The sequence below is a fragment of the Methylobacter marinus A45 genome (assembly GCF_000383855.1).
GTDB classification, from domain to species: Bacteria; Pseudomonadota; Gammaproteobacteria; order Methylococcales; family Methylomonadaceae; genus Methylobacter; species Methylobacter marinus.
Genome location: NZ_KB912877.1, coordinates 3,233,893 through 3,259,834 on the forward strand (window position 1 = coordinate 3,233,893; position 25,942 = coordinate 3,259,834).

The 25,942-nt window shown below is 47.6% G+C and carries 23 protein-coding genes and 2 pseudogenes; 15 read left to right on the plus strand and 10 right to left on the minus strand.

Annotated features, from left to right (window positions below; translation table 11 throughout):
* Positions 1 to 165: 165 nt before the first annotated feature.
* Positions 166 to 2,694, minus strand: coding sequence for a DNA phosphorothioation-associated putative methyltransferase (locus METMA_RS0115490; protein WP_020160016.1), 2,529 nt, complete (start codon positions 2,692 to 2,694; stop codon positions 166 to 168).
* 12 nt (positions 2,695 to 2,706) lie between these two features.
* Complete coding sequence (locus METMA_RS24715; RefSeq protein ID WP_269634193.1) at positions 2,707 to 3,870, minus strand: cysteine desulfurase family protein; 1,164 nt, start codon at positions 3,868 to 3,870, stop codon at positions 2,707 to 2,709.
* A gap of 1,090 nt (positions 3,871 to 4,960) precedes the next feature.
* Here METMA_RS24715 and METMA_RS0115500 point away from each other — a divergent pair.
* The 9 genes from METMA_RS0115500 (at position 4,961) to METMA_RS0115540 (ending at position 11,802) form a co-directional block, all read left to right on the plus strand.
* Complete coding sequence (locus METMA_RS0115500) at positions 4,961 to 5,809, plus strand: hypothetical protein (RefSeq protein WP_198014514.1); 849 nt, start codon at positions 4,961 to 4,963, stop codon at positions 5,807 to 5,809.
* A gap of 166 nt (positions 5,810 to 5,975) precedes the next feature.
* On the plus strand, positions 5,976 to 7,226 hold the full coding sequence (locus tag METMA_RS25810) for an AAA family ATPase (RefSeq protein WP_020160019.1): 1,251 nt from the start codon (positions 5,976 to 5,978) through the stop codon (positions 7,224 to 7,226).
* Between the two features lie 71 nt (positions 7,227 to 7,297).
* Positions 7,298 to 7,930: a hypothetical protein gene (locus tag METMA_RS25815; RefSeq protein ID WP_020160020.1), complete on the plus strand. Its 633-nt coding sequence runs from the start codon at positions 7,298 to 7,300 to the stop codon at positions 7,928 to 7,930.
* 346 nt (positions 7,931 to 8,276) lie between these two features.
* A complete protein-coding gene (locus METMA_RS0115515) occupies positions 8,277 to 8,951 on the plus strand; it encodes a metallophosphoesterase family protein (RefSeq protein ID WP_020160021.1) in 675 nt (224 codons plus the stop codon).
* A gap of 14 nt (positions 8,952 to 8,965) precedes the next feature.
* Positions 8,966 to 9,298, plus strand: a complete 333-nt coding sequence (locus METMA_RS27540; protein WP_020160022.1) for a hypothetical protein — start codon at positions 8,966 to 8,968, stop codon at positions 9,296 to 9,298.
* Positions 9,295 to 10,134, plus strand: coding sequence for a metallophosphoesterase (locus METMA_RS0115525; protein WP_020160023.1), 840 nt, complete (start codon positions 9,295 to 9,297; stop codon positions 10,132 to 10,134). Before METMA_RS27540 ends, METMA_RS0115525 begins: the two co-directional genes overlap by 4 nt.
* On the plus strand, positions 10,125 to 10,355 hold the full coding sequence (locus METMA_RS0115530; protein ID WP_020160024.1) for a hypothetical protein: 231 nt from the start codon (positions 10,125 to 10,127) through the stop codon (positions 10,353 to 10,355). The genes METMA_RS0115525 and METMA_RS0115530 overlap by 10 nt, the downstream gene beginning before the upstream one ends.
* Positions 10,356 to 10,365: 10 nt before the next feature.
* Positions 10,366 to 10,899: a hypothetical protein gene (locus METMA_RS24735; protein WP_040590606.1), complete on the plus strand. Its 534-nt coding sequence runs from the start codon at positions 10,366 to 10,368 to the stop codon at positions 10,897 to 10,899.
* Between the two features lie 147 nt (positions 10,900 to 11,046).
* Positions 11,047 to 11,802 (plus strand): metallophosphoesterase family protein, encoded by a 756-nt coding sequence (locus tag METMA_RS0115540; RefSeq protein WP_020160026.1) that lies wholly within the window; start codon positions 11,047 to 11,049, stop codon positions 11,800 to 11,802.
* On the opposite strand, the gene METMA_RS28230 is transcribed toward METMA_RS0115540, so the two are convergent.
* The 4 genes from METMA_RS28230 to METMA_RS25820 all read right to left on the minus strand — a co-directional run bounded on the left by METMA_RS28230 (position 11,795) and on the right by METMA_RS25820 (position 14,451).
* Positions 11,795 to 11,989: a transposase gene (locus tag METMA_RS28230; RefSeq protein WP_084254139.1), complete on the minus strand. Its 195-nt coding sequence runs from the start codon at positions 11,987 to 11,989 to the stop codon at positions 11,795 to 11,797. The two genes, METMA_RS0115540 and METMA_RS28230, sit on opposite strands and share 8 nt — an antisense overlap.
* A gap of 73 nt (positions 11,990 to 12,062) precedes the next feature.
* Entirely contained in the window at positions 12,063 to 12,326 is a 264-nt protein-coding gene (locus METMA_RS26545) for a transposase (protein WP_020160027.1), read from the minus strand.
* A gap of 205 nt (positions 12,327 to 12,531) precedes the next feature.
* The gene (locus METMA_RS27045) at positions 12,532 to 13,146 is read right to left on the minus strand and encodes a hypothetical protein (protein ID WP_020160029.1); all 615 of its coding nucleotides are present in this window, start codon (positions 13,144 to 13,146) and stop codon (positions 12,532 to 12,534) included.
* Between the two features lie 36 nt (positions 13,147 to 13,182).
* Positions 13,183 to 14,451, minus strand: a complete 1,269-nt coding sequence (locus METMA_RS25820; RefSeq protein ID WP_020160030.1) for an AAA family ATPase — start codon at positions 14,449 to 14,451, stop codon at positions 13,183 to 13,185.
* Between the two features lie 145 nt (positions 14,452 to 14,596).
* On the opposite strand from METMA_RS25820, the gene METMA_RS0115560 reads away from it, so the two are divergent.
* Positions 14,597 to 14,848, plus strand: a complete 252-nt coding sequence (locus METMA_RS0115560) for a helix-turn-helix domain-containing protein (protein ID WP_020160031.1) — start codon at positions 14,597 to 14,599, stop codon at positions 14,846 to 14,848.
* A gap of 85 nt (positions 14,849 to 14,933) precedes the next feature.
* Here the strand turns inward: METMA_RS0115560 and METMA_RS27545 are convergent, their stop codons facing one another.
* The gene (locus tag METMA_RS27545; protein WP_198014516.1) at positions 14,934 to 15,179 is read right to left on the minus strand and encodes a hypothetical protein; all 246 of its coding nucleotides are present in this window, start codon (positions 15,177 to 15,179) and stop codon (positions 14,934 to 14,936) included.
* Between the two features lie 16 nt (positions 15,180 to 15,195).
* Here METMA_RS27545 and METMA_RS28050 point away from each other — a divergent pair.
* A pseudogene (locus METMA_RS28050) lies at positions 15,196 to 15,500 on the plus strand (transposase); the annotation flags it as partial.
* A 1,071-nt stretch (positions 15,501 to 16,571) separates the two neighbouring features.
* Here METMA_RS28050 and METMA_RS0115575 read toward each other — a convergent pair.
* The 3 genes and pseudogenes from METMA_RS0115575 to METMA_RS28235 all read right to left on the minus strand — a co-directional run.
* Positions 16,572 to 17,168 (minus strand): IS6 family transposase, encoded by a 597-nt coding sequence (locus METMA_RS0115575; RefSeq protein WP_020160034.1) that lies wholly within the window; start codon positions 17,166 to 17,168, stop codon positions 16,572 to 16,574.
* Between the two features lie 9 nt (positions 17,169 to 17,177).
* Positions 17,178 to 17,555: a DNA/RNA non-specific endonuclease gene (locus METMA_RS24745; RefSeq protein WP_020160035.1), complete on the minus strand. Its 378-nt coding sequence runs from the start codon at positions 17,553 to 17,555 to the stop codon at positions 17,178 to 17,180.
* Between the two features lie 57 nt (positions 17,556 to 17,612).
* Positions 17,613 to 17,729 (minus strand): annotated as a pseudogene (locus METMA_RS28235) (YHYH domain-containing protein); the annotation flags it as partial.
* Between the two features lie 244 nt (positions 17,730 to 17,973).
* On the opposite strand from METMA_RS28235, the gene METMA_RS0115585 reads away from it, so the two are divergent.
* The 4 genes from METMA_RS0115585 (at position 17,974) to METMA_RS25825 (ending at position 25,926) form a co-directional block, all read left to right on the plus strand.
* The gene (locus METMA_RS0115585; protein WP_408605809.1) at positions 17,974 to 18,411 is read left to right on the plus strand and encodes a LexA family protein; all 438 of its coding nucleotides are present in this window, start codon (positions 17,974 to 17,976) and stop codon (positions 18,409 to 18,411) included.
* Positions 18,411 to 19,694 carry a Y-family DNA polymerase gene (locus METMA_RS0115590; RefSeq protein ID WP_020160037.1) on the plus strand — a complete coding sequence of 428 codons (1,284 nt, stop codon included), beginning with the start codon at positions 18,411 to 18,413 and terminating at the stop codon, positions 19,692 to 19,694. The genes METMA_RS0115585 and METMA_RS0115590 overlap by 1 nt, the downstream gene beginning before the upstream one ends.
* 268 nt (positions 19,695 to 19,962) lie before the next feature.
* Positions 19,963 to 24,612 carry a CHAT domain-containing protein gene (locus METMA_RS0115595; protein WP_020160038.1) on the plus strand — a complete coding sequence of 1,550 codons (4,650 nt, stop codon included), beginning with the start codon at positions 19,963 to 19,965 and terminating at the stop codon, positions 24,610 to 24,612.
* 300 nt (positions 24,613 to 24,912) lie between these two features.
* Positions 24,913 to 25,926, plus strand: coding sequence for an alpha/beta fold hydrolase (locus METMA_RS25825; protein ID WP_156830516.1), 1,014 nt, complete (start codon positions 24,913 to 24,915; stop codon positions 25,924 to 25,926).
* Positions 25,927 to 25,942 lie beyond the last annotated feature (16 nt).

Consider the following 25,942-nt stretch of genomic DNA (forward strand, 5'->3'; position numbering starts at 1 on the left):
CGATGGAAAAGTACTTTGAGCTTGCGAATGAAAGACCGTACTCAGATGATGTTGTAAGAAATTATCACTAGGCAGGCAACTGAGCGCATGTAGGAAGCTTACTATATGGTGGATTTGGCGTTAAGAAGATTGAAAGGATGTCTGTGAACTACACATTTTAGTTAGTTATAGTCTCAATTTTCTTTTTTTAGGGATTTGCTTTCCTGTGTTTGTTATCACTAAATCAACATACTCACGTTTGTTATCAGGCCCGTAACTAACGTGAATTGGGCGATTTTCACCATAAAAATATAACCGATCAAACGGGATATTTTCTGAAATCCAATTAGCCACTTCCCACATATTTTCATCATCTACGATGAAATCAACCGCTGCCCCAAGCCGAGGGCAAATTAGATTTTTCTTTATATTCAATTCATGGGCGGCATGTTGATCCAATTTTGGTGCAACACGGCTTTTAATATGCTTACCTAATTCATGCGAGCAGAAGCCATAGGTAAGCCTGATCATGCCAAAATAGTCGATGACAGGATCAAGGACATTAGTCGCTAATTCATAAAGAGCGTTATAGCTATCTGGCTGTATGGGGCAATTTGGTATTCCCGTATTTTGTTGTGTTTCACCGCATTCGATAAGCTGTCGATAAGTCAGGTAGCGGCCACATTGGTCATTTAGATTTGGATTACTTCGACTTCGAATGAAATTAAATCCTTCAATTTCCCAACGAGCATATGCCAAAGTTTGGCGGAACTCATCTGGTTTTGGCCCATAGCCACTGAGATCGAATAAATTAAAGGTTTGAAGTTGCTCATCAAAATTGAGTTGCTCTGCATAATGTGGAAACTCCTCATTAATGTAACGCGACTTTAGATACAGGTAAGTTGGCTCGAACTCTTCACCATATTCATATAAGTCGAAGCTTTGCTCGCGCAGATTAATTTTGACCCGCTCTAACAAACGCGGTAAAGGTTGATTTTCAAAATCATCATAGCGCATTAAACTGAGTTTTCCCGACTGGATGTGGATTTTGATTAAGTCGGTCTGTTCAATGTCGCCATATAAAACAGTGGCGCAACCAATATAAATTCTAAGTAACGCCGGAAGCTCTTGCACGAAGCTGGTATGAAGATGCAACGCTTCGCCTTCATCGAGATAGCCGAGTCCTCGTTCAGTGGCTTGTTGGCAGGCGGATGCAATCAGTTCGGCATTGCTAATCTGGAATAAAACAGATTTTGCCGTTGCTAATGCATTAGGGTAATCCCCGAAAAATGCCTTGATGTCCTTTTGTAAACCAGCCTCTAAATGCTTGTAGGGCTTTCGCTTTGAGAATGTTTGTAGGGCAAAATAGGTTATTAAATCGTCTATCCGACTTTGGCGAGCTTGCTCCAGCAGAGAGTCATCCTGCTGGTCCAACATAAAGCTAAGCGCTTTATTAACAGTACCGAATACTTCGGTGAGTTCAATCAGTGACTCAATTTCTGATTTGTCGGGTGGACGACCTAATTCTAATGTTTGTTGCCACAGAGGATCAATTAAGTGTTTAAAAGCAATATACTTTTTTTCATTCCTGGAAAGTTTAGGTAACGCAGGCAATGAAGGTCGGCGCGATAGCCTTAGAATGCTGCGCTGACTACGTTGCCGACCGAGCAAAAACCGTTGTTCTGCATTCTGATCCTTAAAAATAAAAAAAATACCAGGCGCCACTGGAATGGCATCGGTTTCTAACGCGTCACTTAAAAATTCTTTTAATTCCGTTTGAGTAAAGTATTTTTGAAAGGTGTTGCGTTGAGTAATTACACCATCGTTAAAGGCTTGTCCTTTGAAAGCATTTTGGTTGAATAGCATAGCTGATACGACTAAGACTTGTTGTGCTAGCTCATAGGCCCCTAATAATGCTTCAAGTCGTTCTTGATAGTTTTCGATGACATTAATGACAAAGCCAAGATTGACTATATCCGCAGTCTGTTTGGGTTGATCTGGAGCATAATGTGGGTCCCAGCCAGAAACTGAGATGGCGTTTGCGGATAAGTTGCGAATGTCATCACCTTTGCCGCAACCGTAGTCGAATACGGATAATGAACCATCCAAGAAGCCATGTCGAGCCAGGCATTGTATCGGAGCAGATAGGTTGCTACGTGAAAGCGCGGTTAAATATCTGGCAATGGATGCGCTTTGGGTTTCTTCAATGGCTTGAGCATCAATTGTTACATCGTTGCCAATTGGCACGAACTGTTGATCAATGAGCTGGAAGCCTTTTTCATTGATTAACGTATCCCAGGCTTGTTTGAAGCCAATTTGTATTGGATTTTCAAATAATCCAAGCTGCTCAGCCGTTTCTGTGAGTTCACGAAATTGTGAGATGCGGGGATCATCTTGCTTAAGTAATAATTCCTTACGATGCAAGATGGGGGGATTTAAGGATAACTCATAGCTGCGTTTCTCAACACGCTGAGCAAGCAGATCAATCCGATAGCTCTTCTGTAAGGCTGGAAATGGCTCTTCAAAAAAATCTGGATACCACAATAAAGAAAGAACCTTGCTTTTGCCATCATATTTGACGACGTTGTAGTTATCTCCAGCAGTTAAATTGGCTAACGACTCCGCTTCTGCAACAGTTTGCTGTATTTCGCCCTTTTGCTTAATGGTCAAACTACAGTGCCAATAAACATTATTTAGAACCTTTTTACCCAGCATAGGATTTCCGATTTACTCTAATGCAAGTGCTCTCAAGCGAGTGACTTCTTCGCAAATTCGCTGTCCTGCTCGCTGAATTTCAGTGTCAGTCGTATAACGACCGAAACTAATGCGAACTGCTCCATAAAGCCGATCGCCTTCAATGCCCATCGATCTTAATACATGAGAAGCTTCAACTGCGCCACTGTTGCATGCCGATCCTGAAGCAATGGCAATTTCACCTCTAAGCGCAATGATCAAAGAATCAGAGCTGACATGTTCAAAGCTGACATTGATTATATTGGGCAACTTGTTTTTCTGGTCACCGTTAAAATATACGCCCTCTAATGTATTCAGTTGGCCGGTTAATGCCTGTTGTAGTGCTTTTGCGTGTTGAAAGTCGCTATCTATGGACGCGTTTGCCAATCTAAATGCGGTAGCCATGCCTACGATTTGATGGGTTGGTAGTGTGCCGGGGCGCAAACCGTGTTCTTGCCCGCCGCCATGAAACAACGGAGTTAAATTCATTCTTTTCCGATTACGAACATACAGACAGCCGACACCTTTAGGTCCATACATCTTATGACCTGAAATCGATAGCAAATCTATAGATGATTTGGCCAAATTTATTGGTATCTTACCGGCGCTTTGTGCTGCATCAACATGGAAAAAAATATTTTTTTGCTTGAGTGCTTGAGCAATTCGATCAATATCGTGAATGACACCGATCTCATTATTGACATGCATTAAGGACACAAGAATAGTTTCGTTAGTTAGTGCAGTCAGAATGCATTCCAGATCAAACCTGCCATTAATGTCTGGACGAAGATAGGTAACTTGAAAACCAATTGATTCAAGATGTTTACAAGTATCAAGCACTGCCTTGTGCTCACTGGCAGAGGTGATTATGTGGTTGCCTTTGTTACGGTATGTAAGAGCAACGCCCATTAAGGCTAAGTTATTAGATTCGGTTGCGCCTGATGTAAAAATCAGATCATTAGCTTTACAGTTCAAAAAGGTTGCAATTTCAATTCTGGATTTCTCAACAATGTCATTGGCTCGTTCACCAAAATCATGTTGCAAAGATGCAGGGTTTGCGAAGTTGCCTGTTAAAGTAAGGCAACTAGCAAGTGCTTCAGCCGCTTCTGGTCCCATGGGGGTTGTTGCAGCGTAATCGAGATAAATTTGGGTGTCCAAAACAATAGTTATTTGTCAGTTATATTCTTAAAGAAATTAGCCTTACCTGCTGCTAGCAAGATGGGGGATTGTGACAGCTGTAAAGCGTGCTTAATTAACCTGAGTCCATATACGAACAGAGGTTATTTTAACAGATGAAGCGTTTTTACATACCCTGGATCCAGAAGAGACGTTCGGCTTCAGGGGGGGGCGTCCGTCTAGTCTGTGGCCTTTAGCAGCCATGCAGAGCAGAGTGGCGACAGGCAAGTCATTGGACCCCAAACGAGAATTCAACGTTTACTGCAGTGCCAGATCCTGAGCTCAAATTGTTCGAGACACGTCTTCCTAAGCTATACCTCAACCAGACGTCGGGCATAAGCTGAAAATCGCGTCAGCATAGAGTCTGTTCCAGTATTTCCTGACAAAACCCGCATAAATTCTTAGAGTTCAATCTGACAAATCCGGTCTTAGCATACGATTTTTTCCAAATTCTGCGGCTTCCCCCCTCAATAAAGTGCCCAAGGCAAAGTTGATAACTTTAGTTGTTGACTTGAGATAAAATCAAATAATGTGAGAAATTCCAACCGATAAAATCACTTAATGTGAGAAGACTAAAAAACAGGTGCAACTAATGCGAGAAAATCTGATTTTATAAAATCAGTTAATCTGAGATGAAAATACCGGATAAGTGCAAGAAATCGCGATTATGAAATCAAGAAACTACAGGTAGACAGTACTAATTCGACTATGGCTTCACCCTAGTGAAAATACTAGGATGTTGACGTTTTTATTGTAGAAGACGAACAAGTAGTGAGCCAGATCCAGAATCTGAGATCAGCTCAATAATCAATTTTAGCTTGAGCTTGATTCCAATGGTATCAGCGCAATTCCAGCCATTGGCATCGTCTGCGTCCTGGCAAGCCGTTCAGCGTTTGGGATTATGTCTATGTGACTCTGAAGTTTCATGATGCAGACGCTTGGGCATGCCTCGCAGTGAGCCTGCATTCAATAAAGTAGCCCGTATCCGCTATAATGAGGCTCCTTGCTGGCTATCGTTATCTTCCTTATGTCCAAACTCCGCAATTTTGACTGGCGCCAAGAGGCGGCATATTTGCTTGAAACCCGTGAAAAAGTCACCTGGCATCCAGGGGCGAGCAGTTTCAGCGACTGGCTCAAAAAACACGCGAAGCAACAGGGCATTCAAATCTCTTCTTTGTGGCGCTATTTGAACGCGGCGGCGTTTGCTGTCGAATTGCAAACAAGCCATTGGTCGGGGGTAAAAACGCCGGCCGCTATTCCCGATAAAGTATCAGCCGAAGCCCTTGAAATCCTGGAAAAAATTGGTCGGGTGGCGCCAAAAGCCATTTTTGAGCAACTGGCTGCCGATCTGTATGAAGGCAAGATTCGCCGGCTGGATCTACTGAATACTTGGCAACACTATCGGGAAGCACTGTCCAACCATGCTACCGCACGAGGCCGTGGTGTTAAAAGACCGACGTTGGGGGAGGATGATGAGATCAAGCAAAGCCTGGCTTTTAAGCAGCAGGTCTGGCTGCTGTTACGTCAAACCGATCCTTTATTGTTAGGCTATTCAGCCCCTGTCACTCAGCTGGATACAGTGGGGCTAAAGGCCAAAGCGTCATGTGATACGATTCTGATTGGCCGGGGAGCGGATAAAAGCATCTTTGTGACGGAACTGGTGGCGGTGATGTTCAAAGCCAGCCGCAAAAGTTTACAGCCGCTGATTGACCGTTTCAGCGAGCAGCGGCTCTGGTTGATAGTGCCTCAAGAAAAGGAAGGCCCCCCGTCACCGAGGCCTCTCAGCCGACGTTTCGATTTGCCTGACAACTGGGGCATTATCCGTGTGAGCGATGCTACGCTGGTGCTCGAAAACCAACTGCCAGCTCCCTCTGAACACCTGCCTTTGGCGACGCGGTTGCTGTTGTCGCAACTGCTTTAGTCGTCTTTTATTCTCATTCTTTACTTCCCAAGTCCTAATACGATTTAACGGCTTATAAAAAAATTGGCAAACAGCTGTGTTTGCTATATATTGTCTAGCAAATAGATAACTAGGGGAAATGTCTATTGTTTTTCCTTTTCCTTTCTACCCAGGGGATGACGCTGCTATGAAACGTAAAACTAAGAAAACACCGGCGAACCGTAATCGATTTATCCGCGAACGCTGGCAGCAGCTGGAAGTTCAGCGTAAAGCCATTAGGTCAGGCTACGCGTTTGCGTCAGACCCGCTCACCGCCGACACTCTGGATCTCTTTGATACGCTGGCTGATGATGGACTGTTTGACTTTCAAGCAGACAAATACCTGCAGGCAATCCAGCCGTCTTCCCGTCGGCGTAAAAAGCCAAAGCGGTCACAGGCACAGGCTCGCTTTCCCGATGCGATGCCGGGTGTGCAGGTATTCGATATAGCGGTATTACGGAAACGCCAGGCGGATCTGGAGCCCACGGAAAAAAGTATGAAAAGCATTTTGAAGAAATTTGATCTGGAGGCCGACACCGGTATTCGGCTGCTCAAGCCTATCCCCGATAACTTCATGGTCGCGCTTCAAGGTCTGAAAGAGCAGTATCCCAATTGCTTGGAATTCCTGGATTTTCTTGAGCACTTTGCCGCGCTATCTCAAGTCAGGGCAGAAGGTCGGCACATGCGTTTCCCGCCGGTCCTGTTGGCAGGGCCGCCCGGTGTCGGCAAAACCGCCGTAGTGCGAGCGGTGGCCCAACTATTGGATGTGCAGTGCCGAATCATGGATATGGCCTCGGCGACGGCCTCCTTTGTACTGGCGGGTATGAGCTCAGTCTGGGCGGAAGCCAAGACGGGCTGTGTCATTGACTTGTTGCGGGACGGCGACTCGGCTCATCCCATCCTGGTCATGGACGAGATCGATAAGGTGAGCCAGACCTCCAAATACGATCCATTAGGCGCCTTGTACACACTGCTCGAACGCGAGGCGTCGGAACGCTTTGTCGATGAAGCGCTGGATGTGCCCAGTAATGCCAGCCATGTGCTCTATGTGGCGACGGCCAATGAGCTTGACCGCATTTCAGCGCCCCTGTTGTCGCGTTTCGTTGTATTGACCATCAATTCTATCGAAGGCCAGCATCGGCGCGCGGTTTGTCACTCCGTCTACCGGTCGGTGCTGGCGCAAGAAGGGGTCGTCGATAGCTTTGATTCTCAGCTGAGTGAGGCGGTCCTGGCAGCGCTCGACGATTACTCGCCGCGGCAAATCAAGCAGATATTGATTCGCGCTGTCGCCAGTGCTGCAAGACGTCCCCAAGCCAGGAAACGGCGGGTGATTGACACCGATGATTTAGTTAAGCCGGCTTCGGAAGCCACTGGTCAACCTATGGGCTTCGTTTGGTAGTGAAAGCCGTCTGGGTCATCTGAAAAAAGCCGCATTCCCTCAGGAATGCCTGAATAGCTTAAGGTACTACGATGAATAAAACTTTAGATCGCTTTTTATGCCAGAAATACCCCCATCTGTATCGGTACGAGTCGCCTCAGCAGACCCTGATGGGCTGGGGATTTGCCTGCGGCGATGGCTGGTATGGCTTGATTGATACGGTGTCGGCCTTGTTAACCGGGCACGTACCGGATACCAGAGCAGTGCAGGTCAAAGAGAAATTAGGCGGTTTGCGCTTTTATCATGCTCCCAGTAATGATTACAGCCGCGGCGTCGTTGCAATGGCGGAGACGATGTCTTTCGCTACCTGTGAACTATGCGGTGCCCCGGCGGCGACTTACGAAGCCAACCACTGGCTGGCGACCCGTTGTCGTGCGCATGTTGAACGCCACAATTTGGGTGGCTCAAAACACGAGCCCGCGGTCTCGTCTGTATATGGCCTGGGGTTAGGCTGGTCGCGTCTGGTGATGCTGTTGGAGGAATCCGTCGCCTGGGATATCGAGAAAAACGGTATGCCAAAGGCTACGCTCACAATCGCGATAAAAAACAGCCGATTGTCTATCGTGCCGGCAGGCGGTGATGCCAAAACAGTAGGCATGGTTGATTTTATTAACCAGTACGCGGCACGGATCGATGAGCGCACTGGTTGGCCTCTGTCCTGTTGAAACGATGAGTTGGGTTCTATGGTATTTAAGGACGCCTGATATAGAAACGGCTAAAGCCTATTAATTATCATTGACTGCAAAGGGCATTATGGAAGCGCACATGGGGATGCCGGCTAGAACCATTGAAAATATGAGACGCCGTTGGCAAAGATTACCCCGATATCTCACGGCTTACAGATATCCAGCTATTGAACATCGAAATTTTGCCGGCTAATACTGCCGCTATTGTTCAGAAAAAATGCTTATCAGATGCTATCAGGACCCATGCAATCTGCATGGTTAGAGAAGGATTTCTGAGTGGTTAAATTTATTGGCGTCATGCCTCTTAAAGGAAAAAAATTAATCTATGCCTGACAACAAAATTCTTTTTTGCGGTGATCCGCATGGCTACTTCGCGAATGTGATTAGTGCGGTCTATCAGTACCGCCCTGAAGCGGTGGTGCTGCTGGGCGATTACAACCTGGAGATGCCGCTGGAAAATTACCTGAGCGCCATTATTGGCATGACACAGATCTGTTGGATCCCTGGCAACCATGATTTTGACTCGCAAAGCGAATATGACCATCTCCTTCATTCCGCACTTGCTTATAACAACCTGCATTTGAAGGTGATTGAGGTGGACGGGCTGAGAATTGCCGGGTTAGGGGGCATCTTCATGGGCCGGATCTGGAGGCCGGGTGACCTGTCGAAATGGATCGATAAAAACCATTGGCTGAAATATCAACCTCGAACGGTAAAGAAAATGCCTCTGCATATTGAGGGTGCCATCTGGAAGCACGAATTCGAGCGGATGAAGGAAAAGGTGAGAGCCGATATCCTGGTCACCCATGAAGCCCCCAGCAGCCACTGGCACGGCTTTGCCGTCATCGATGAACTGGCTGAAGCGATCGGAGCCCGACATATTTTTCATGGTCACCATCATGTTTATTACCATGATCGCCTAAGTAATGGGATTGCAGTCACCGGCGTTGCACTGGGTGGTGTTGCTAACCTTGCCGGCGAACAAATACTGATTCGATAAAAGGAGATAAGAAAATGCTGTACAGCATCCCCAAACCTGAAACTGACGTGCCAACCGCCATCGCCGCCTGGTCGATCAAAGCCGTTATTTATGACGACCATGAGCAATCCACGCATCATCTGATCGGTTATGTGCGGCAAGAAAGGGCTGGCCGCGTGTCATCGGCTATACAATCATTTGATCAAGACCAGAGGTTGATTCAGACCCAATCGGGACGCTGGTACCAGTTGCATGGCTGCCCTGGCGAGCATCCAGATGCCGAATACGTCTGGCAGCATTGGAAGAATTTCCACACCGCTCGCGATGAGCAGGATGTGACCAACCAGTATTGGAGTCGTGCACTATGAAGCTTTTTTTAACGAGTGACCTGCATACGGAGCATGCTCAGCAGAGCTTTGATCCCTATGAGAACTACCCCTGTTTGAGATTCAGTTACCCTGAAGAGGCTGACGTCATTGTACTGGCTGGCGACATCGGGGAAGGAACCCAGGGGTTGGAATGGGCCAGGCATCGCTTCGCTAATAAAGAGATCGTTTATGTGCCGGGCAATCATGAATATTATGATGGAGATCTGGCGATCATTGATGACATGCGCTTAACAGCCAAAGCATTGGGCATTCATTTGCTCGACAATGACGCTGTCATCCTCCAGGGCACCCGATTCTTGGGTACCACGTTATGGACGAGTTTTGACAACTATTCACCCTATGCCGTTGCAGAGGCCGAACGCACTATGCACGATTATCACTACATTAAATGTCAACACTGGTGGAAGAACAATCAGAACAAGGAAAAGGCGTTATGGCTCATGAATCCGGACAGCACTTTCGGCTTCGATCCTGAGTTTTTCTCGCCCACCGTGGCTTATTTGCTGCATCGGGATGCGATGAACTGGTTAACCGAGCAGCTGGATACAGCGCATAACGGCAAGACGGTGATTGTGACTCATCATGCGCCGTCCATGCGTTCCTTGCCGCCAATCATCGATAACCATGCGTATGCATCAAATCTGGAAGCCTTTATTTCGAATAGGGCGGACAAAATAGATCTGTGGTGCCACGGCCATAGCCATGTGCCGGTTGATTATAAAGTGTCCGAGGTTCGTATTGTTAGCAACCCGCGCGGCTATCCCAAATCTAATGTCTCTGCGGCTTTTGATGAAGGGAAAGTACTATGCTTGTAAATCAACAAGCGGTAAAGGCCATTGAACTGGCGATTAAGCTGGTTCAAAGTTACCCGGCTTATCCAACGACGTTTTCCACCTGCAGCGATTGCCAGAGCAAACAGGCAAAAGGCGGTATGCAGTGCACCGACTGCCTGGAAGATGAATTGGCTGAGCTTGTCGGTTATCAATTGGCTAGGGAATTTCATCATCAAATAAAGGGACAAAATGGACAGAATTAGCGATATAGCGATGCCGCGTTTTCTGGATATTGAAGCCAGTTCGCTCAGTATGGACAGTTATCCCATAGAAATTGCCTGGTCAGATCCATCGGGTGCGATCGAGAGTCATCTGATTAATCCGTATGCGGTCGATGAATGGATCGACTGGGATTACAACGCCCAGCAAATTCATGGTATCAGCCGGAAGCAGTGTCGGGAACAAGGCGTTCATCCCAGTTATCTTTGCAGTCGGATGAATCAAGTGATTACGCAAGGCGAGATACTTTATGCCGATGGTGGTGCCTTTGATGAAAATTGGATAGATGTTCTCTATAGCGCAGGATCTTCGCTCGGTCATGCTCAGTTTAGAGTTGTTCATTCCGATGCGGTCATGCTGCCGCTGCTCATGAAAATAGAGCACGATGAGAAAAAGCGTTGGCAGCTATACGAAACTTTGAAGCTGGAAGCCAGGGCAATAGTGAAAGAACGGCATCGGGCTTCGGTTGATGTGCAGTATCTGATTGAATTATGGAAATTGTGCATAAACATGAGCGAGGCCGTCTAATCTTCAGATAAGTTTCGTCACCCGGTTGCACGACAATTTTTATTTGAAGCCTGCAGTCATCGTAATGTGCAAGAGAAATGACAGCAAGATAAATGATTAACCAGTCGCTAGACAGTAAGCCATGAACAACAGGAAAACCATAAAATCATGAAAATCCATTTGCTTTCCGATCTTCACAATGAGATCCATCCCTTCACCCCGTCGTTGCATGCGCAAGAGGCGGATGTCGTTGTGTTGGCCGGCGATATCGACATTAAAGCGCGCGGTATTGCCTGGGCGAGCGAAACATTTTCGTGTCCGGTGATTTATGTCCCGGGCAATCACGAATACTATAAAGGCCACCTGGATTATACGCTAGCAAAAATGCGCGCAGCGGCATGCGAACGTGTGCGGGTATTGGACTGTGATGAATGGATTTTAGGAGGCATGCGCTTTTTGGGCGCGACTGGCTGGACGGATTATTCAGCTACCGGCAATACAGCAGTGGCTGAGTGGGAGGCTGAACAAAGCATGACGGATTTTAAGAAAATCAGGGTGCGTAGTTATCACAAAGTCCAGCCTCTGGATTTTATAAAACGTAACGAACGAACTCGGAAATGGCTGCGTGACCGTCTGAGTGAAGCTTTCGATGGGCTAACCGTGATAGTAACTCATCATGCACCGTCGGTCTTATCGCTGGCCAAGACCAAAACGGTGAATCATCTTGATGCCGCTTATGCCAATCAATGGGAGTCTTTAATGGGACAACCGAACACTTTCTGGCTGCATGGACATACTCATCTTGCCGTGGATTATACCTTTCAAGGATCGCGAGTTATAGCAAACCCGAGAGGCTATCCGAAGGAAAATACCGGATTTGATCCTGATTTGTTGATCGAATTAGAACATTTATCTATTACGTAGAAACATAACCTGAATGCCTGAAGAGATTGAGGCATTCATCCGCCTGAAACTTATCCGCTAGTTTACCAATGAGCTGCCAAAGCTTGTCGTAAGTACGCTTAGCGGCTTTGCGCAAAAGTGCCTTCAGCTTGGCGAAGATCTGCTCGATCGGATTCAGGTCAGGACTGTAGGGCGGCAGGTATTTGATCGTCGCCCCGTGGCTTGGACTTCCGCCACCTTATGCGCCGGCAGATTGTCACAGATGACGATGTCTCCGGACTTCAAGGTCGGCTCCAGTTGCGAGCGCAGTATTCCTTGAAGCTCTCACCGGTCATGGCCTGGTCCAGGCACCCGGGGGCTGTAAGCCCGTCAGCACGCAGGCCGGTAATAAAGGTCATGGTTTGTCGATGACCTGCCGGTGCGGCATCTCGACAGCGAGCACCGCCCAAGGCCCGACCATAGCGACAGATCATATCCGTGGATATGCCCGTTTCGTCCAGAAACACTAACTTCGACAGATCGCAGATTTCTGCCAGGCTTGCCATTGCTCTCGAGCTATAGCGACATCCTCGCGCTGCTGTTCACTGGCGAAGCGTTTTTTTATAGCGATAGCCGATCTGACGGACAAAGCGAGCCACGGCGCTGACTGATGTTTCCAGGTCGTAAGCTTTCTTCATTATTTGAGAATTCCTGTACTAGTTGCTGATCAGCCCGACGTTGCTCGTCTGCGATTTGGTGACGTGAAAATCCCTAAAAAAGCTGGTGGCCTGATGGTAGAGAAGCTAACAGTACTCGTGGCATTAAATCTAAAAAATCATTTTTCATGCTGGGCGGGATACTTTGAATTAATAACGCGACCGCTAACGCATTTAAGTCCCGATCGGTGAATTCATGTTTGCCGATATTATATCCCCAGCATACAAGCCGGCAATTTGAAGGGATATAGCCCATATTATTATCTATTCGATCGACGGATGGACTATAAAATCCCCTTTGTCCGACGTCCTTCTTCTTGTACTGCTTGATCTTAATCGGTAATCCGGTGACTTCACAGACACCTTTATCTAAGCGTTCTTTAAACCATTCTTCTGATAAGTCGAATAAGAATCCTCTGTCTTTGGCAGACTTTTTAGTCGATGCCAAAAAACGTTTCTCGGGATTTTTCTGAAAATATTCGGCAATACGCGTGTTATGTGTTTCTCTATCTCTGACATGTCGGCAATGAAAAAGGGTGCCGCATCGGTGACAACAGTATTTTTGCACTCTGCCACGCCTTTTTGCTGTCGATACTGTGAATGTTTTGCCGCAGTTTTCACAGATTTTAGTGATGGTGGTTTCAATGCTTTCACTGATTTCAATGTTCATAAAATTGCTTCTAAAATTATAAATAATGTTAAAAAATTAATGTGCAAAGCCGAACGGCCGACTGCCGTCGTAAAGTCCACTGTCAAGTAATTCGGCCTCTGAAAATATTAAATCTTCCGGAATGATCGTAAGCTTTTTTGCATTAAAATTGCGCATTGCTGCTTGCGCTAGTGCACGTCGCAATATTGCTTTAATGATGCGTGGTGAATGATTCCTTAGCGCTTCAACTACGGGTTTCGATAATATTCGCTTAAATAGTGCCGCACATTCATGGTGCTGAAGTAATGATGCATAAATAGACTGCGTAACTTGGCAATGCTGTTCGGGGCTCATCGCGTCAATTTGAAGCACGATGAAACGGCTCAAGATAGGCTTTGGAATATTTTTACTTGTGTTAGCTGTCGCTACATATAAAACATGTGATGCATTGGATGGCAAATCCAGAGCTTCATCGATAAATTTCATTGCGGTACGCTGTTCTAGCAAACAATGCAGTGGCCCGAGGGGATCGTATTTAGATGAAGAAGAGGCTTTATCGAGTTCGTCTAGAATAACGATTGGGTTAGCGGCATCGTTATCGCGTAATAAATCGATAACAACGCCGGATTTCGCATCTGACCATTGCGTGCTCATGCCGCCCAATATCATGCCCGCTGTTGTAGAAGCTAAATCTACTTGCCGACTGGCAACTCCCGCTAACTCAGATATAGCATTAACAACAGCAGTTTTGCCTATGCCGGGAGGACCTATCAATAGCACTGGGGGAAAATAAAATGCCGGATACGGTTGTTTTTTAGCTAACATCGTAAATGATTCGACATAGTCGAGGAAATTTTTGCAGTTGGGATACTGAGTTTTTAGCCTTTGTATCTGTGTTATAAAATTGGTAGGCACTATTTTTAATAAACGTTCGCCATTATCGCCCTCTTTGAAGCGTTTCATTACAGCTAGAACATTGCGTGTAGCGGTTTTATCGCGTGCACGCAGCAGAATTGTTTCAATATCAAAAATTTTGATGTATTTCCCTGTACGATTGGGTTTGGGCTTTGACGCTTCCTGGGCCATGGTTTGTTGAGGTTGCTTGGTGAAAGCGAGTAAGTTGTCACGCAGCTGTTCTAAACTTAAGTCGCCATACAGCATCATGTTCTTAATCGTGGCATCAATCTCTGATTGAAGAAGCTCTTGCTCTCTATTGATCTCCACTTGTTCGGCGAGTTGTTTCACTAACGCTCTAGGCAGTAACAGGCGCTTACCGAAGAGATCAATCGAGTGCCAGTCAAAGCCCGGGGGGTAGGTCGTGTGCATAATAAATCTCCAAAAATAAATAATCTGTAGTAAGATCAAATTTTAACTAATAGGTCTTTATGATCTTCTGGAGATCATTTTAAGCATAAAATGATTTATTGCAAGATATTTTGATCTATAGAAGATTATTTTTTTATGGAGCAATATGATTCGATGCTATTTATCGCGCATTTTGGGTGAGCGCAAATTAAAAATCAGTGATGTGGCACGAGACACTAATATCAACAGAGGAACTATCACGCGTCTTTATCATGAAAATTTTACGCGAATTGAAAAAGATGTAATGGACAGGTTATGCCAATATTTTAATTGCAGGATTGAAGAGCTGTTTGAATATGTGCCGGACGAACCTAAAGAGCCAAATGAGGTTAAAGTGCTGGCTACAGTTAAAAACTGACCAGCTTTATTGCCTGGTTCTGTAACGAACTGACAAGAATTTTCCTGATAATTTCTAAGCTAAAATTGAAGTGCTTGATCAAATTTCAATTAATATGATGGGCAATTTTTAATCGGAGAACTTTCATTGATTGGATAGCAAACAGCCATTCTTTAAGTGTGAAACTCTGGCGGACTGCAGTTTGTTTTTCATCGTTCAAGCCTGGGTAATTGGTAATAGACGATATCCCGTGTTTATTAATCCAATTCCTGATGCCGCCTTTCTTAATTATAGAAGCGGGAATTTTTTCCTGCTTCAATCTCAGTTTGCCCAGGTGTTTTAATACTTTCACACTCTCTAGTGTAGTCATATCAATAAAATTAGCACAGGTGCTGGCTAATCAGGATGTGACATTGATGACCACCTTGAAAAAGAACATGAAAGCTCAAGCTACCGATGCCTTTGATAAACTGCTGTCGCGTAAACGCAGCCTCATTGAAACCATCAATGATCAACTGAAAAACATTCTTGACCTGAAGCATTCACGGCACCGCTCTCTGCTCAATTACTTTTCCAATGTTGTGGCCGGCCTAGTGGCTTATTCTTACAAGAGAAAAAACCGGCTCTCAATCTGCGGTATGCCGAACTGTTGCCGTTTATCTCGAATGTTTAAATCGAACTGAGGTTAAATTAAGTGTTACAGGGAAAGCAACATCGCTTCATTCATCAATTCACGACAAATCCAGCGTAGCCTTTTTCAACAAACCCAAAGAGGCTTGCAGTTATTACTTAATTCGTCGAGGATACCCAATTTCCTCGTAATTTAATTGTTTTAACACATTCTATTTGCTTGTTTTAATACATTCTATTTACTTGTTTTGGTAAAAAATATTGATTACACCCTGATCTGCTGGTTGTCTATTTAACAATGGGGCTGGGACCATGCAGATAGATTGAGTCATCTATTATTATCTTGAAGGACTGGTCTGGAGGAGCTATTGTCGGTTGATCGCGAGAGTAATTGACGTGTATCAGTACTCAGTCATGACATAGACAAAGACCGGCAATTCATGACTTTTTCTTAAGATTTTGTTCGCTTTTTTATCACTTATTCCTCACTTTTTTATTACTTATTCTCATGATTCGGTGCTGTTACCTTTTTGGCAAAATATGGAGGCAGTAACATACAGAGAGAGTCACTTTTGTGCATGTTACCTTTTGACGTTAAAGTTCACTTTGCACTGAATTTTTTGCATGTTATTTTTGATGTAAACTAACTAAAAGAAAAATGACAAAATATTATGATCAGTCATCTTCATATGATTCCCTAAATCATTGTGATGCACTCTTTCTATCTTAGGATACTGCCAAAAACAACTTCCCTGAACTGATCCAGAAAATCGACGATAATAAAACGCTTTAACCAGCGAAAGATTGAAAAGCGAGTGATCGGTTACGAACAAGCCATTGAAGTGAAAATGCAGCGACTTTTTACCAGCCTGTCCGAAAAGGATAAGCGTCGTTATGCAGGTATAGAAGCAACGAAACTGGGGCATGCGGTATTGACTATATTTCGAAGCTATTTGAGATCGACTGTAAGGGCTTGCATTTGAAAATGGCCGGGCTTGCAGTTACCCCGTTTTTCAGCTCAAATTAGCTGCAAGCGAAAATCTGGTCCGGCTCACAATATCGGTTCTGTTGCGTTAATTTTCGCTAGGCGCAGAAGGAGTATCGGCTGATGGAATTAAGCGGCCAAGGAATAGAACTGTTTAGCGACCGAGAGAATGTGTCCTTCGGTCGAGGTCATCTGTCTTTTCTTTATCATGTGCATCAGTTCAATTCCACACAAAGTGCAATAGGCCGAGTTGAAGGTTTTGAAGCCGAGCATGGGCCTGATGATCCTTTTGATGGCCCGGTGGTCCTGCTCAACTAAATTGTTCAAGTATTTGCTCTGGCGGATCTCGAACGCATGGCCGGTTTCTTCCTGGAGTGCATCAAGAGCGGCCTGCTTGTCGCGGTGGGCCGTCAGCAGGAAGTCAATGGTTTGGCCATCCCGGTCGACGGCACGATAGAGATAGCGCCACTGGCCCTTGATTTTGATGTACGTCTCGTCTGCTCGCCAGCTCTTGCCGACCGGGCGCTTGTTGCCTTTCCGGAAAACGGCCTCCAGCTTCGGCGTGAACTTCCGGACCCAGCGGTAAATGTTGGAATGGTCGACTTCGATCCCACGCTCGCGCATCATTTCCTTCAGGTTCCGATAGCTGAGTGGGTAAGCCAGATACCAGCGGACGCAGGTCAGAATGATGGCTTTTTCGATGCGGTGGCCTTTGAAATCGATCATGAGAGTAATTTACGCGGTGCTGGTTGAGCGCAATAGCTTACCGAAAACGACGATCTCTCTGCTAACGCAACAGAACTTGTTGGTCAGGGTGTTCGTCGCTTTGATAGCTGATGCCGAGGCGTCAAGATGGTTGGCCGGCACCAAATGGCCGCGGTCATAATTATGGCCATAGGCTTGGGTGTTGGTTTGCTGGCATGCCGCCGGCACCTGCGGATCCAGGAAGAACTGGTCGTACCGCTTGGCACTGCCGGTGTCGTGCTGGGCGTTGTACCGGAATTTGACCGCTCCCCGCCGGGCGCAATCCAGCCAGACGGTAAACCCCTCGTAATCCAGCTGAAGTAGACTGTCTGAATGGGTGATTTCGGTGGGCCGGGAGAATGAAGCCATCCCTGCTGTTCGTGCTTCAGATGGTGAGATAGCCGATCTTTTCGGGTTATGGCAATGATAATCGCCGGTTTTACGGTCGGTGTGGCAGCCATCGGCATTGGTTCGACCGGGATGGGATTGGGCGGCGCACGATGAAAGCAAGAAAAGAACAAGGCTGAAAATGGTGTAACGCATGAGATAGGGTCTGACTGTAAGCAAAAAACCGCGACTGTAACCCGAGAAGACCGAAAATAAAAGCGCAGCGTGTCGCGGCTCTATAGGAGAAAGGCTGGCGTTGTGTCAACCAATACAGAACACGTGCCATATTGCTCCTGGGTTTATTTTTTGCCAACCTACCCAAAAACGCCTAGAATGCCAGAGAAAGAGAACAAAAAGAGAACAACAATAATCATCTTTTTTCGAGGGCATTATGGATCAATTGCTGATACGAACACTCGCGACGGATCTCTGGCGGCCTGCTCGCGCTCGGCGGGTGCTGCTGCCGCTGTTCACTGGCAAGGTGGCGGCCGGCTTCCCCTCGCCAGCCGACGACTACATCGAGAAAACCTTGGATCTGAACGAACTGCTGGTCAAGAAGCCGGCGGCCACGTTCTTTGTCCGGGCCGAGGGCGAATCGATGCTCGGCGCCGGCATTCACCCGAACGATATCCTGGTCGTGGACCGCTCCCTGGAACCGGTAGCCGGCAAAGTGGTGATTTGCGCTGTGAACGGCGCCCTGACCGTTAAGCGCCTGAAAATGGAGGCCGGACAGTGGCGGCTAGCCGCTGAAAACCCAGCCTATGCCGATATCATCGTGAACGAAGGCCTGGAACTGGTAGTGTGGGGCGTGGTCACGGCCGTGATCCATCCGCTGTGATGGTACCGATGATCGCCCTGGTCAACTGCAACAACTTTTATGTGAGCTGCGAACGCCTATTTCGACCGGACCTGATGGGCCGGCCAGTGGCCGTGCTCAGCAATAATGACGGCTGTATCGTTTCTCGCAGCCAGGAAGTCAAAAACTTGGGCATCAAAATGGGCGTGCCCGTGTACCAGGTCAGGCATCTGATTAATAAACACCACATTCAGTTATTTTCCTCCAATTACAGCTTATACGGGGACCTGTCGGCTCGGGTCATGTCGGTCCTGGAGGAGTTTGCGCCGGTCGTGGAGGTGTATTCGATCGACGAGGCTTTCCTGGATTTGACGGGCGTGTGCCTGAAAGACCCTGTGGCTTATGGCCAAGAGATCCAGGCAACTGTGGGGCGGAATACCGGCATTCCGGTCTGTGTCGGCATGGGGCCGACCAAGACGCTGGCGAAGCTGGCCAATTTTGCCGCCAAGCAATGGCCGCAGACCGGCGGTGTTTTGGACCTGTCGGACCCGGTGCGCCGGGAAAAGCTAATGCGCATCGTGCCGGTCAGTGAAGTCTGGGGTATCGGTTCGCGCATCGCCGCCCGCTTAAACCCGTTAGGCATTCATACGGCCGGGGATCTGGCCCGCCAGCCGGCTGAGCGCCTGCAGGAACAGTTCAACATCACCGTGGCCAGAACCGTACTGGAGTTGAACGGCATTCCGTGTCTGGAACTGGAAGCGATAGCGCCGGCCAAGCAGCAGATCGTTTGCTCGCGCAGTTTCAGCCGCCGGTTAACGGAATACCGGGAATTATCTGAAGCGTCAGCCGAATTCTGCAGCCGGGCTGCCGAAAAGCTCCGGAGCCAGCAGTCGGTGGCCGGTTATCTCAGCGTCTTTATCCGCACCAACCCGTTTAATCCGCAGGAGCCGCAATATCAGCGTTCGGCCAGCATGAGGCTGAAGACTGCGACACAGGATACCCGTATTATCGTCAGCGAGGCGCATCGCTTGCTTAAGGCGCTATTCAGGGCCGGTTATCGCTACCAGAAATGCGGCGTGCAGCTGAGCGACATCCGGTGGGCGTCAATGCCAGACCAGCTGGATTTATTTGATATGACAGAGCCAATCTGGCAGGCCGGTAGCCAAGCGCTCATGCAGGCCATGGACCGGATCAACCGGCGCTTCCCCAAAGGCATTGCGGTGGCGTCTGCCGGGTTTGATAAATCTTGGCAGTCCAAAGTGGAACGGCTTTCCCAGCGCTATACGACCGATTGGCGGGAACTGTTGAGCGTTAGGTGCAGTTAAATGGGGTGTAAGCCGGAAATCTGAGAGAAATAAACGGAAATTGGCTTCACGGAATTTTCTGGGGTTTGGTCTTATACCCTTTTAATGTCTATTACTGATAATGCTTGCTTATCGCCGAATCTGAGCGGTTATTTGAGTTCATTCATCAATCCCTTTACCAAGAGATTGACATAACACAAGACTGGCAAATGTTCGACAACAAACTGTAATTTTTATACTATGCTAAAATTTCCATTAAGCTTGGCTCTCTGCGTTCTAGAGGAAATCCATGGCCAACAACAAGTTATCGATCGATACATATTTAGAAGAGGGTTGCTCAAAAGTTCCGCCTAAGTATTGGTTGAGAGTATGCGGAGGCCAGGAGGCCGCGATGGCTTTTGTGACAGCGGACCCAGGTGATCCACTTTATCACACTTTATTCGCCCATCCGATTCTTTGGGTCCCAGGCTTTCCCAAGGCAATGAAAATCTTCGGCGAGAGTTATAACGACGCGAACCTGACCAAATTTATCACAGGACGTGCTGAGCTGCTCGCGCAGGCGGTCCGATCCACAATCATGGACAATCTCGACATCTATGTGGCTATGGTAGGACAGGCAAGTACACAATTGGCGCAAGAAATGAACTTCGACCGGCGGATTCATCTTAATCTGGCGATTGATATAATGCGGCAAATGAGGCTTTACCTCTCTGGCGAGATGTCGCTTCCTGTTGAGGAAGGCATAAAAGAAATCGAGGCATATGCCCACTTCCAACTGGCACAGATCGGAGAGGATGTACGGGCTAACCTGGAGATCGCAATCTATCTCTACGAGCAAGCCCTCGCAGCCCTCGGCGAAACTGAAGAGACAGCGATGTTATTGCACAACCTCGGCGCTGCTCATATGTTGCTGACAATACATAATATTGAAAAAAAGGTAGAGATTGAGCCACTGACTAATTGCGACCTTAATTGGGATGCGGAACTGGCCCACTTGGCTGCTGCCTTGAGCGCCTACACCCGATCCCGTAAACTCCAAGCTGATACCAAGCTCAAAGTTATTACACTAGCGGATGAGATCGTCTCTCATAATATTCGAGTTAAGATAGTGCCAGACAGCCTTGAAGATGATGAGGCTATCCTCGTGCTAAGTGGACAGTTCCGTGAGTTGGTTGCTGAGGCAACACCTGCTTACCGAATTAAGGTCTTGACTAATGAAGCTAAAGCGCGCCTTCGGCTTGCTAAGGGTGCAGTAGCAGAGACCACTAATCTTTTGGCTGCTGTCGAATCCCTGGCGGAAGCTCGGGATCTAATCGACTCTAATGATCCAAACTGGGCCGACACACTCAGGGATGAAAGCGAGTGTCGCTTGCGACTTGCCGAGCGGATGATAGATCCTAAAGCCAACTTAGCGACTGCGAGAATTCTAATTGATCAGGTCCTCTCAAAGCAACCTAACCCTGATAAGTTAGCCACTTTTCTCTCAATGGCTGGCAATATCCGGTTTCTTCAAGGAGCACTATGTGATCTCGACCCTATCATTAACTATCGGGACGCGATTACCCTCCAGGTTCAAGCCCGCTTTTTATTTCCGGCTAACTCTAAGGAGTTGGCTTTTTGTATTATAAACGAAGTCAATGCGCGTCTGAATCTCGTAGAACTTGAGATTGATTCATTAGCTGACCTCGATGCGACAACAAATCTGCTTGCTCATGCCAAGGATTGGTTAACGGAACCAGCCGAGCTTGGCGTCTGCTTTAATACACTCGCACAGGTACGAATAAAGCTGGCCGAGCTTGGCGTCGATACTCATAACAACCTCGTACAAAGTCTCGACCTAATCCAGCAAGCTCGAGAACAGATCCAGGAAAATACTTCCGATCATTATAATCTTTGCCTCAATGAGGCAGAAACACGTTTAAGGCTGGCCAGCAATATAGACATCAATCCGAAGCCTCACCTAGAGGCAGCTGTAAAGCTACTCGAAGATGTGTTAGAAATCCCCAAACACCCTTCCAAGAAGAGCTCTGTATTATTGAACCTAGGCATTAGTTATATGCTGCTCGGGCAAAATGGGATCGATATAGAGGACAATTTCCTGAAGGCAAAGAACCTTTTCAAGCAAGCTCGCGCTGTTCTACCGGCAGACCACCCGGCAATCCCGAAATGCCTATACAACGAAGCCGCGGTTCGTCGTGGCATTGCGGAACTGGGCATTGATCCAAAAGCCAATATCCAGAAGGGGCTCGAGCTACTTGACAGAGCCTACAAACTGTTTACAGGCAAGCCAGCTGAGGCAGCACGCTCCCTAAGCTTGAGTGGGAGTTTACGAGTCTCGCTAGCTGCCCAAGGCATAGATCCGCCCGGCCAGCTACAAAAGGCAATCGAGGAACAAGCACGCGCTCGTGCCTTGATATCCGATATATCCGATTTGGAAAAATCCGACGTTGCCATAAGTCTGATGCATGAAGCTATCGCCAGACTCGACCTGAGCAGATTCGGAATTGACAGCCTCGTTAATCTCGAAACCGCTCTCGATTGCTTCGCCCAAGCCCGACAACTTCTTCCGCCAGACTCAATCAAGCTGGGATGGTGTATGGGAAATGAAGGAAACGTCCATAGTATGCTCGCGGTTCTAGGTGTCAATCCGGTTGAGCATACTTTGGCAGCTGTTAATCTCTATCATAAGGCCAAAGGACTATTACCCAAAGGTTGTCTTGATCACTCACGATGTACAGCGAGCGAGGGAATCGCACATATGCGTTTGGCTGAATTGGGTGAAGAACCAATAAAAAACCTTAAGACTGCAGTGACCCTCTTCGAGCAAGCACGAACCTCCGTAATGTCGGAGGGCACTATTGATTACGCTCGTAGTCTGCTTGTCGAGGCGAGAGTCCTTAAGGAACTTGCCAATCATGAATTTGACCGTGAGGATAATCTCAAAACCGCATTAACCCTTTGTTCCCAAGCACGGGAGATTTTCCCTAAAGGCACCATCGACTTTGGTCTAACCCTAATTAATGAAGCCGATATCCTGAAAGATCAGCTATATGGAGAAATTGTTGAGGCCCAATTTGACTCCCCTGAAGTAATTTTCAGTTCTTTAATCATGAGTAAAGCGCTTTGGGTACAGGAAATGTACGAGAGTGCGGGAGAACTCTTCGAACGCTGCAGTCTTTTCTCGGAGGCCATGAAGGCATATCATCTGTTAGGAGATCTATTGGTTAAGCTTGGGCGCTCGGACGATGCACTCGTGTCATTCTCTCGGGCAATACGGAATCTGGATCAGATCCGATCCCGGACATCACTAATTCGTGACCGGGGACATTGGGCAGAAAAAAGTTTGAGATTATTCAATACGACCATTGAAGTCGCCCTTCACCTTGGCCATGTCAATGAAGCCACCGAGTGGGTCGAGCGAAGCCGGAGTTGGGTACTGGCTGATCTCTTGACAAGAGAGGAACAGAGGCTGCCTCACACCGACCCGGCCACTGCCGCCGAATATAGCAAACTATTGCGCGATCTGGCCGAGTTAGAGTCTGCTATGATTTTAAGGGACAACTCGGTAATAGGTTTAGGTCGACTAGATGCGCCCAGAATCAATTTTGAGCGATTCTCAATACTGACTGAGCAATTACGCAAGTTAGAGGTTCACATACGTCGCGATGATCCAGACTTCCTTGCAACCGCTGAACCACTTAATGCAGAATCTCTGCAAAGACTGGCCGACAGGCTCGACCGACCATTACTCATCCTCTGGAGCGGTAAGCAATATGGAGCTGCTTTCCTTGTCCGAGCTCATAATAGCTGCATTGAACATATTCCTTTGCCAGATCTGCGCGATGATATCGTGCAAGGCTGGGTCTTTGGTTCAGAAAAGAAGGAGTACTCTGGCTGGCTAGGTGCCCTAAGGCAATTTCAGGCGGGAATGACGACCAAGGAGGAATGGATCAGCAAGATGGATTTAGTTCTCAAGCAGGTATACGAGGCCGTCATGGGGCCTGTGCGTGAACGACTTCTCCCAAGTGAACGGGCGCTCGCCTGCATAGTCGCAGGTCCACTAGGCCTCATACCGCTGCATGCAGCCTCATGGTCCGAGGGAGGGAAGCTCCGCTATGTGCTTGAGGAGCTAGAACTGATGTATGCTCCATCAGCTTGGGTACTTGACCGTTGTTTCTCCCAATCTGCCCCACACGCTGGTCATCTACTCGGTGTCGCCAACCCTGATGGAACACTCCAACTCGGCTCTTGGGAACTAGAAACAATAGCCAGCCGGTTGGTAGGTTCAAACCTTGGGCCATTAACCTCAATAATAGGCGATGCAGCAACGGCCTCAGCGGTCGAATCGGCTCTACGAACGCATGCTTTGGCCTATCTGTCCTGCCACGGCGAATATAATGAGCAAGAACCATTACATTCAACCTTATGGTTTGCTCAAAAGACTAAACTGAGGTTGGTTGATTTATTGCGGCATAGGCAAGAAACCCTGCGGTTCGCAGTGCTCTCGGCATGTGAGTCGGCCATCGGTTCCTCAAACAATGCTAGAAATGAAGAATATTTAGGACTGCCGGCTGGCTTCATCGTAGCTGGAGCCAAGACCGTGATTGGTACACTAGCTGCGGTTCCGGAGGAATCGACCGCTTTGCTGATGGTCAAGCTATTCGAGGAATTGGCTAGAGAAGGCAATACTATCGGGCTCGGTGAGGCCCTTCGTCGAGCCCAGACATGGCTAAAGGGATTATCTCGAGCCGAGGCTGTCTGTCTAGCTGAGAACTCTGGGTTCTCGGCAACCTTGAGTGCAGCTGGTTTTCAAGGGCTCGAAAAATATAATGATCCACCCTTCTCTTCTCCAATATACTGGGCATCGTTTGTGGCATATGGTTCACCCCAGCCCGTGGTGCCAGAAGGAACTTTTGGTAATGGCAATACTCTTTTGTGATGTAAGCACACCCGCAACTTCTCTCAACATGTAGCTAGGGAGTTTACGATAATGCCTCTTGTTTTTGTTCATGGAGTTAACGTCCGTTCAGATGCCAATTACATGCAGGAGGAAAGAGACCGAGATGTGTTTCTCCGTCAGATTCTCCTAGCCGACACAGACGGAAAACCTTACCTCGGCTCAATCCGTAGTCCATATTGGGGGCAGTTCGGGGCGAAATTTCGCTGGAATCAAGCTTCAGTTCCCGCTGACACATTCACTCCTTTAGGGGCTTCTGACCCTATAGCCTCGACGCTTATAATGGAAATGCCACTACCTTGGGGAGGGCATGAAACGAACACGGTTCTTTCTGATATCGCCCGGGTATCGCTTTCTGATGCGGTAGATCTACTTATCGCTGTATCTTTAGATACTGCAGATACTGCTGATGACTCGCGGCGAAGCCAGTTCGTCAAGTTCGGCCGCGCGGCCACCACCTATGCAATTCAAAATCCCCAACCAGCCTGGGTTGTCGCAGGTCAATCCAATGACGATTTTGTGGAATCACTTATCAGGTGGGTCGAAACATGTGCACCAATGCCAACTGTCGCTTCCTCCCTTAACGAACCATCCACCGTTATGACTGAGACATTCCAGTCTCTGGGGTTTCAGGATACACTCAACTGGATGCTTGAGGGATCTGATCGGATCAAGGATACAGCAGGCCAGTGGATTAGCCGCAAAAAAGACGTCATTGGACACAGACTCAGCCAGAATGTTATGGCTCTCACCCGCAGTTCACTACACCCAAAGATTGCAAGGTTCGTTGGTGACGTTATCGTTTACATTAATGAACGCGGCAATTCGCAGCACTTGGGAGCAATTCCGGCTACTGTACTAGCCGATCTCGAGGCTGTCGCCGCCGAGCGCACCGAGGAAGATCCTCTAATCGTCGTGGGTCATAGCATGGGAGGGGTCATTCTCTACGATCTTATCAGCGGCTTCATTCCCTCACGGTGGCCAGACTTAATAATAGACGCGTTGGTGACGGTTGGATCCCAGGTCGCTTTGTTTGAGGAGATGAAGCAGTTCCGCCTTCGGGACGATAGTGTACCTGGCCCTGGCAGAGATCGTATGCCCCGGCCGGCAAACCTCAGACGATGGATCAATATCTTCGACACCACAGACGTGCTCTCGTTCGCAGCTAATAAGGTCTTCGATGGCGTTGAAGATTACGCTTTCTCATCGGAGACGGACACCTTTAGCTCTCACTCCGCCTACTTCCTGCGACCGAGTTTCTATGAGCGGCTGCGTGTGCGACTCTCCACACCTTAATCTTTATAAGGGTATA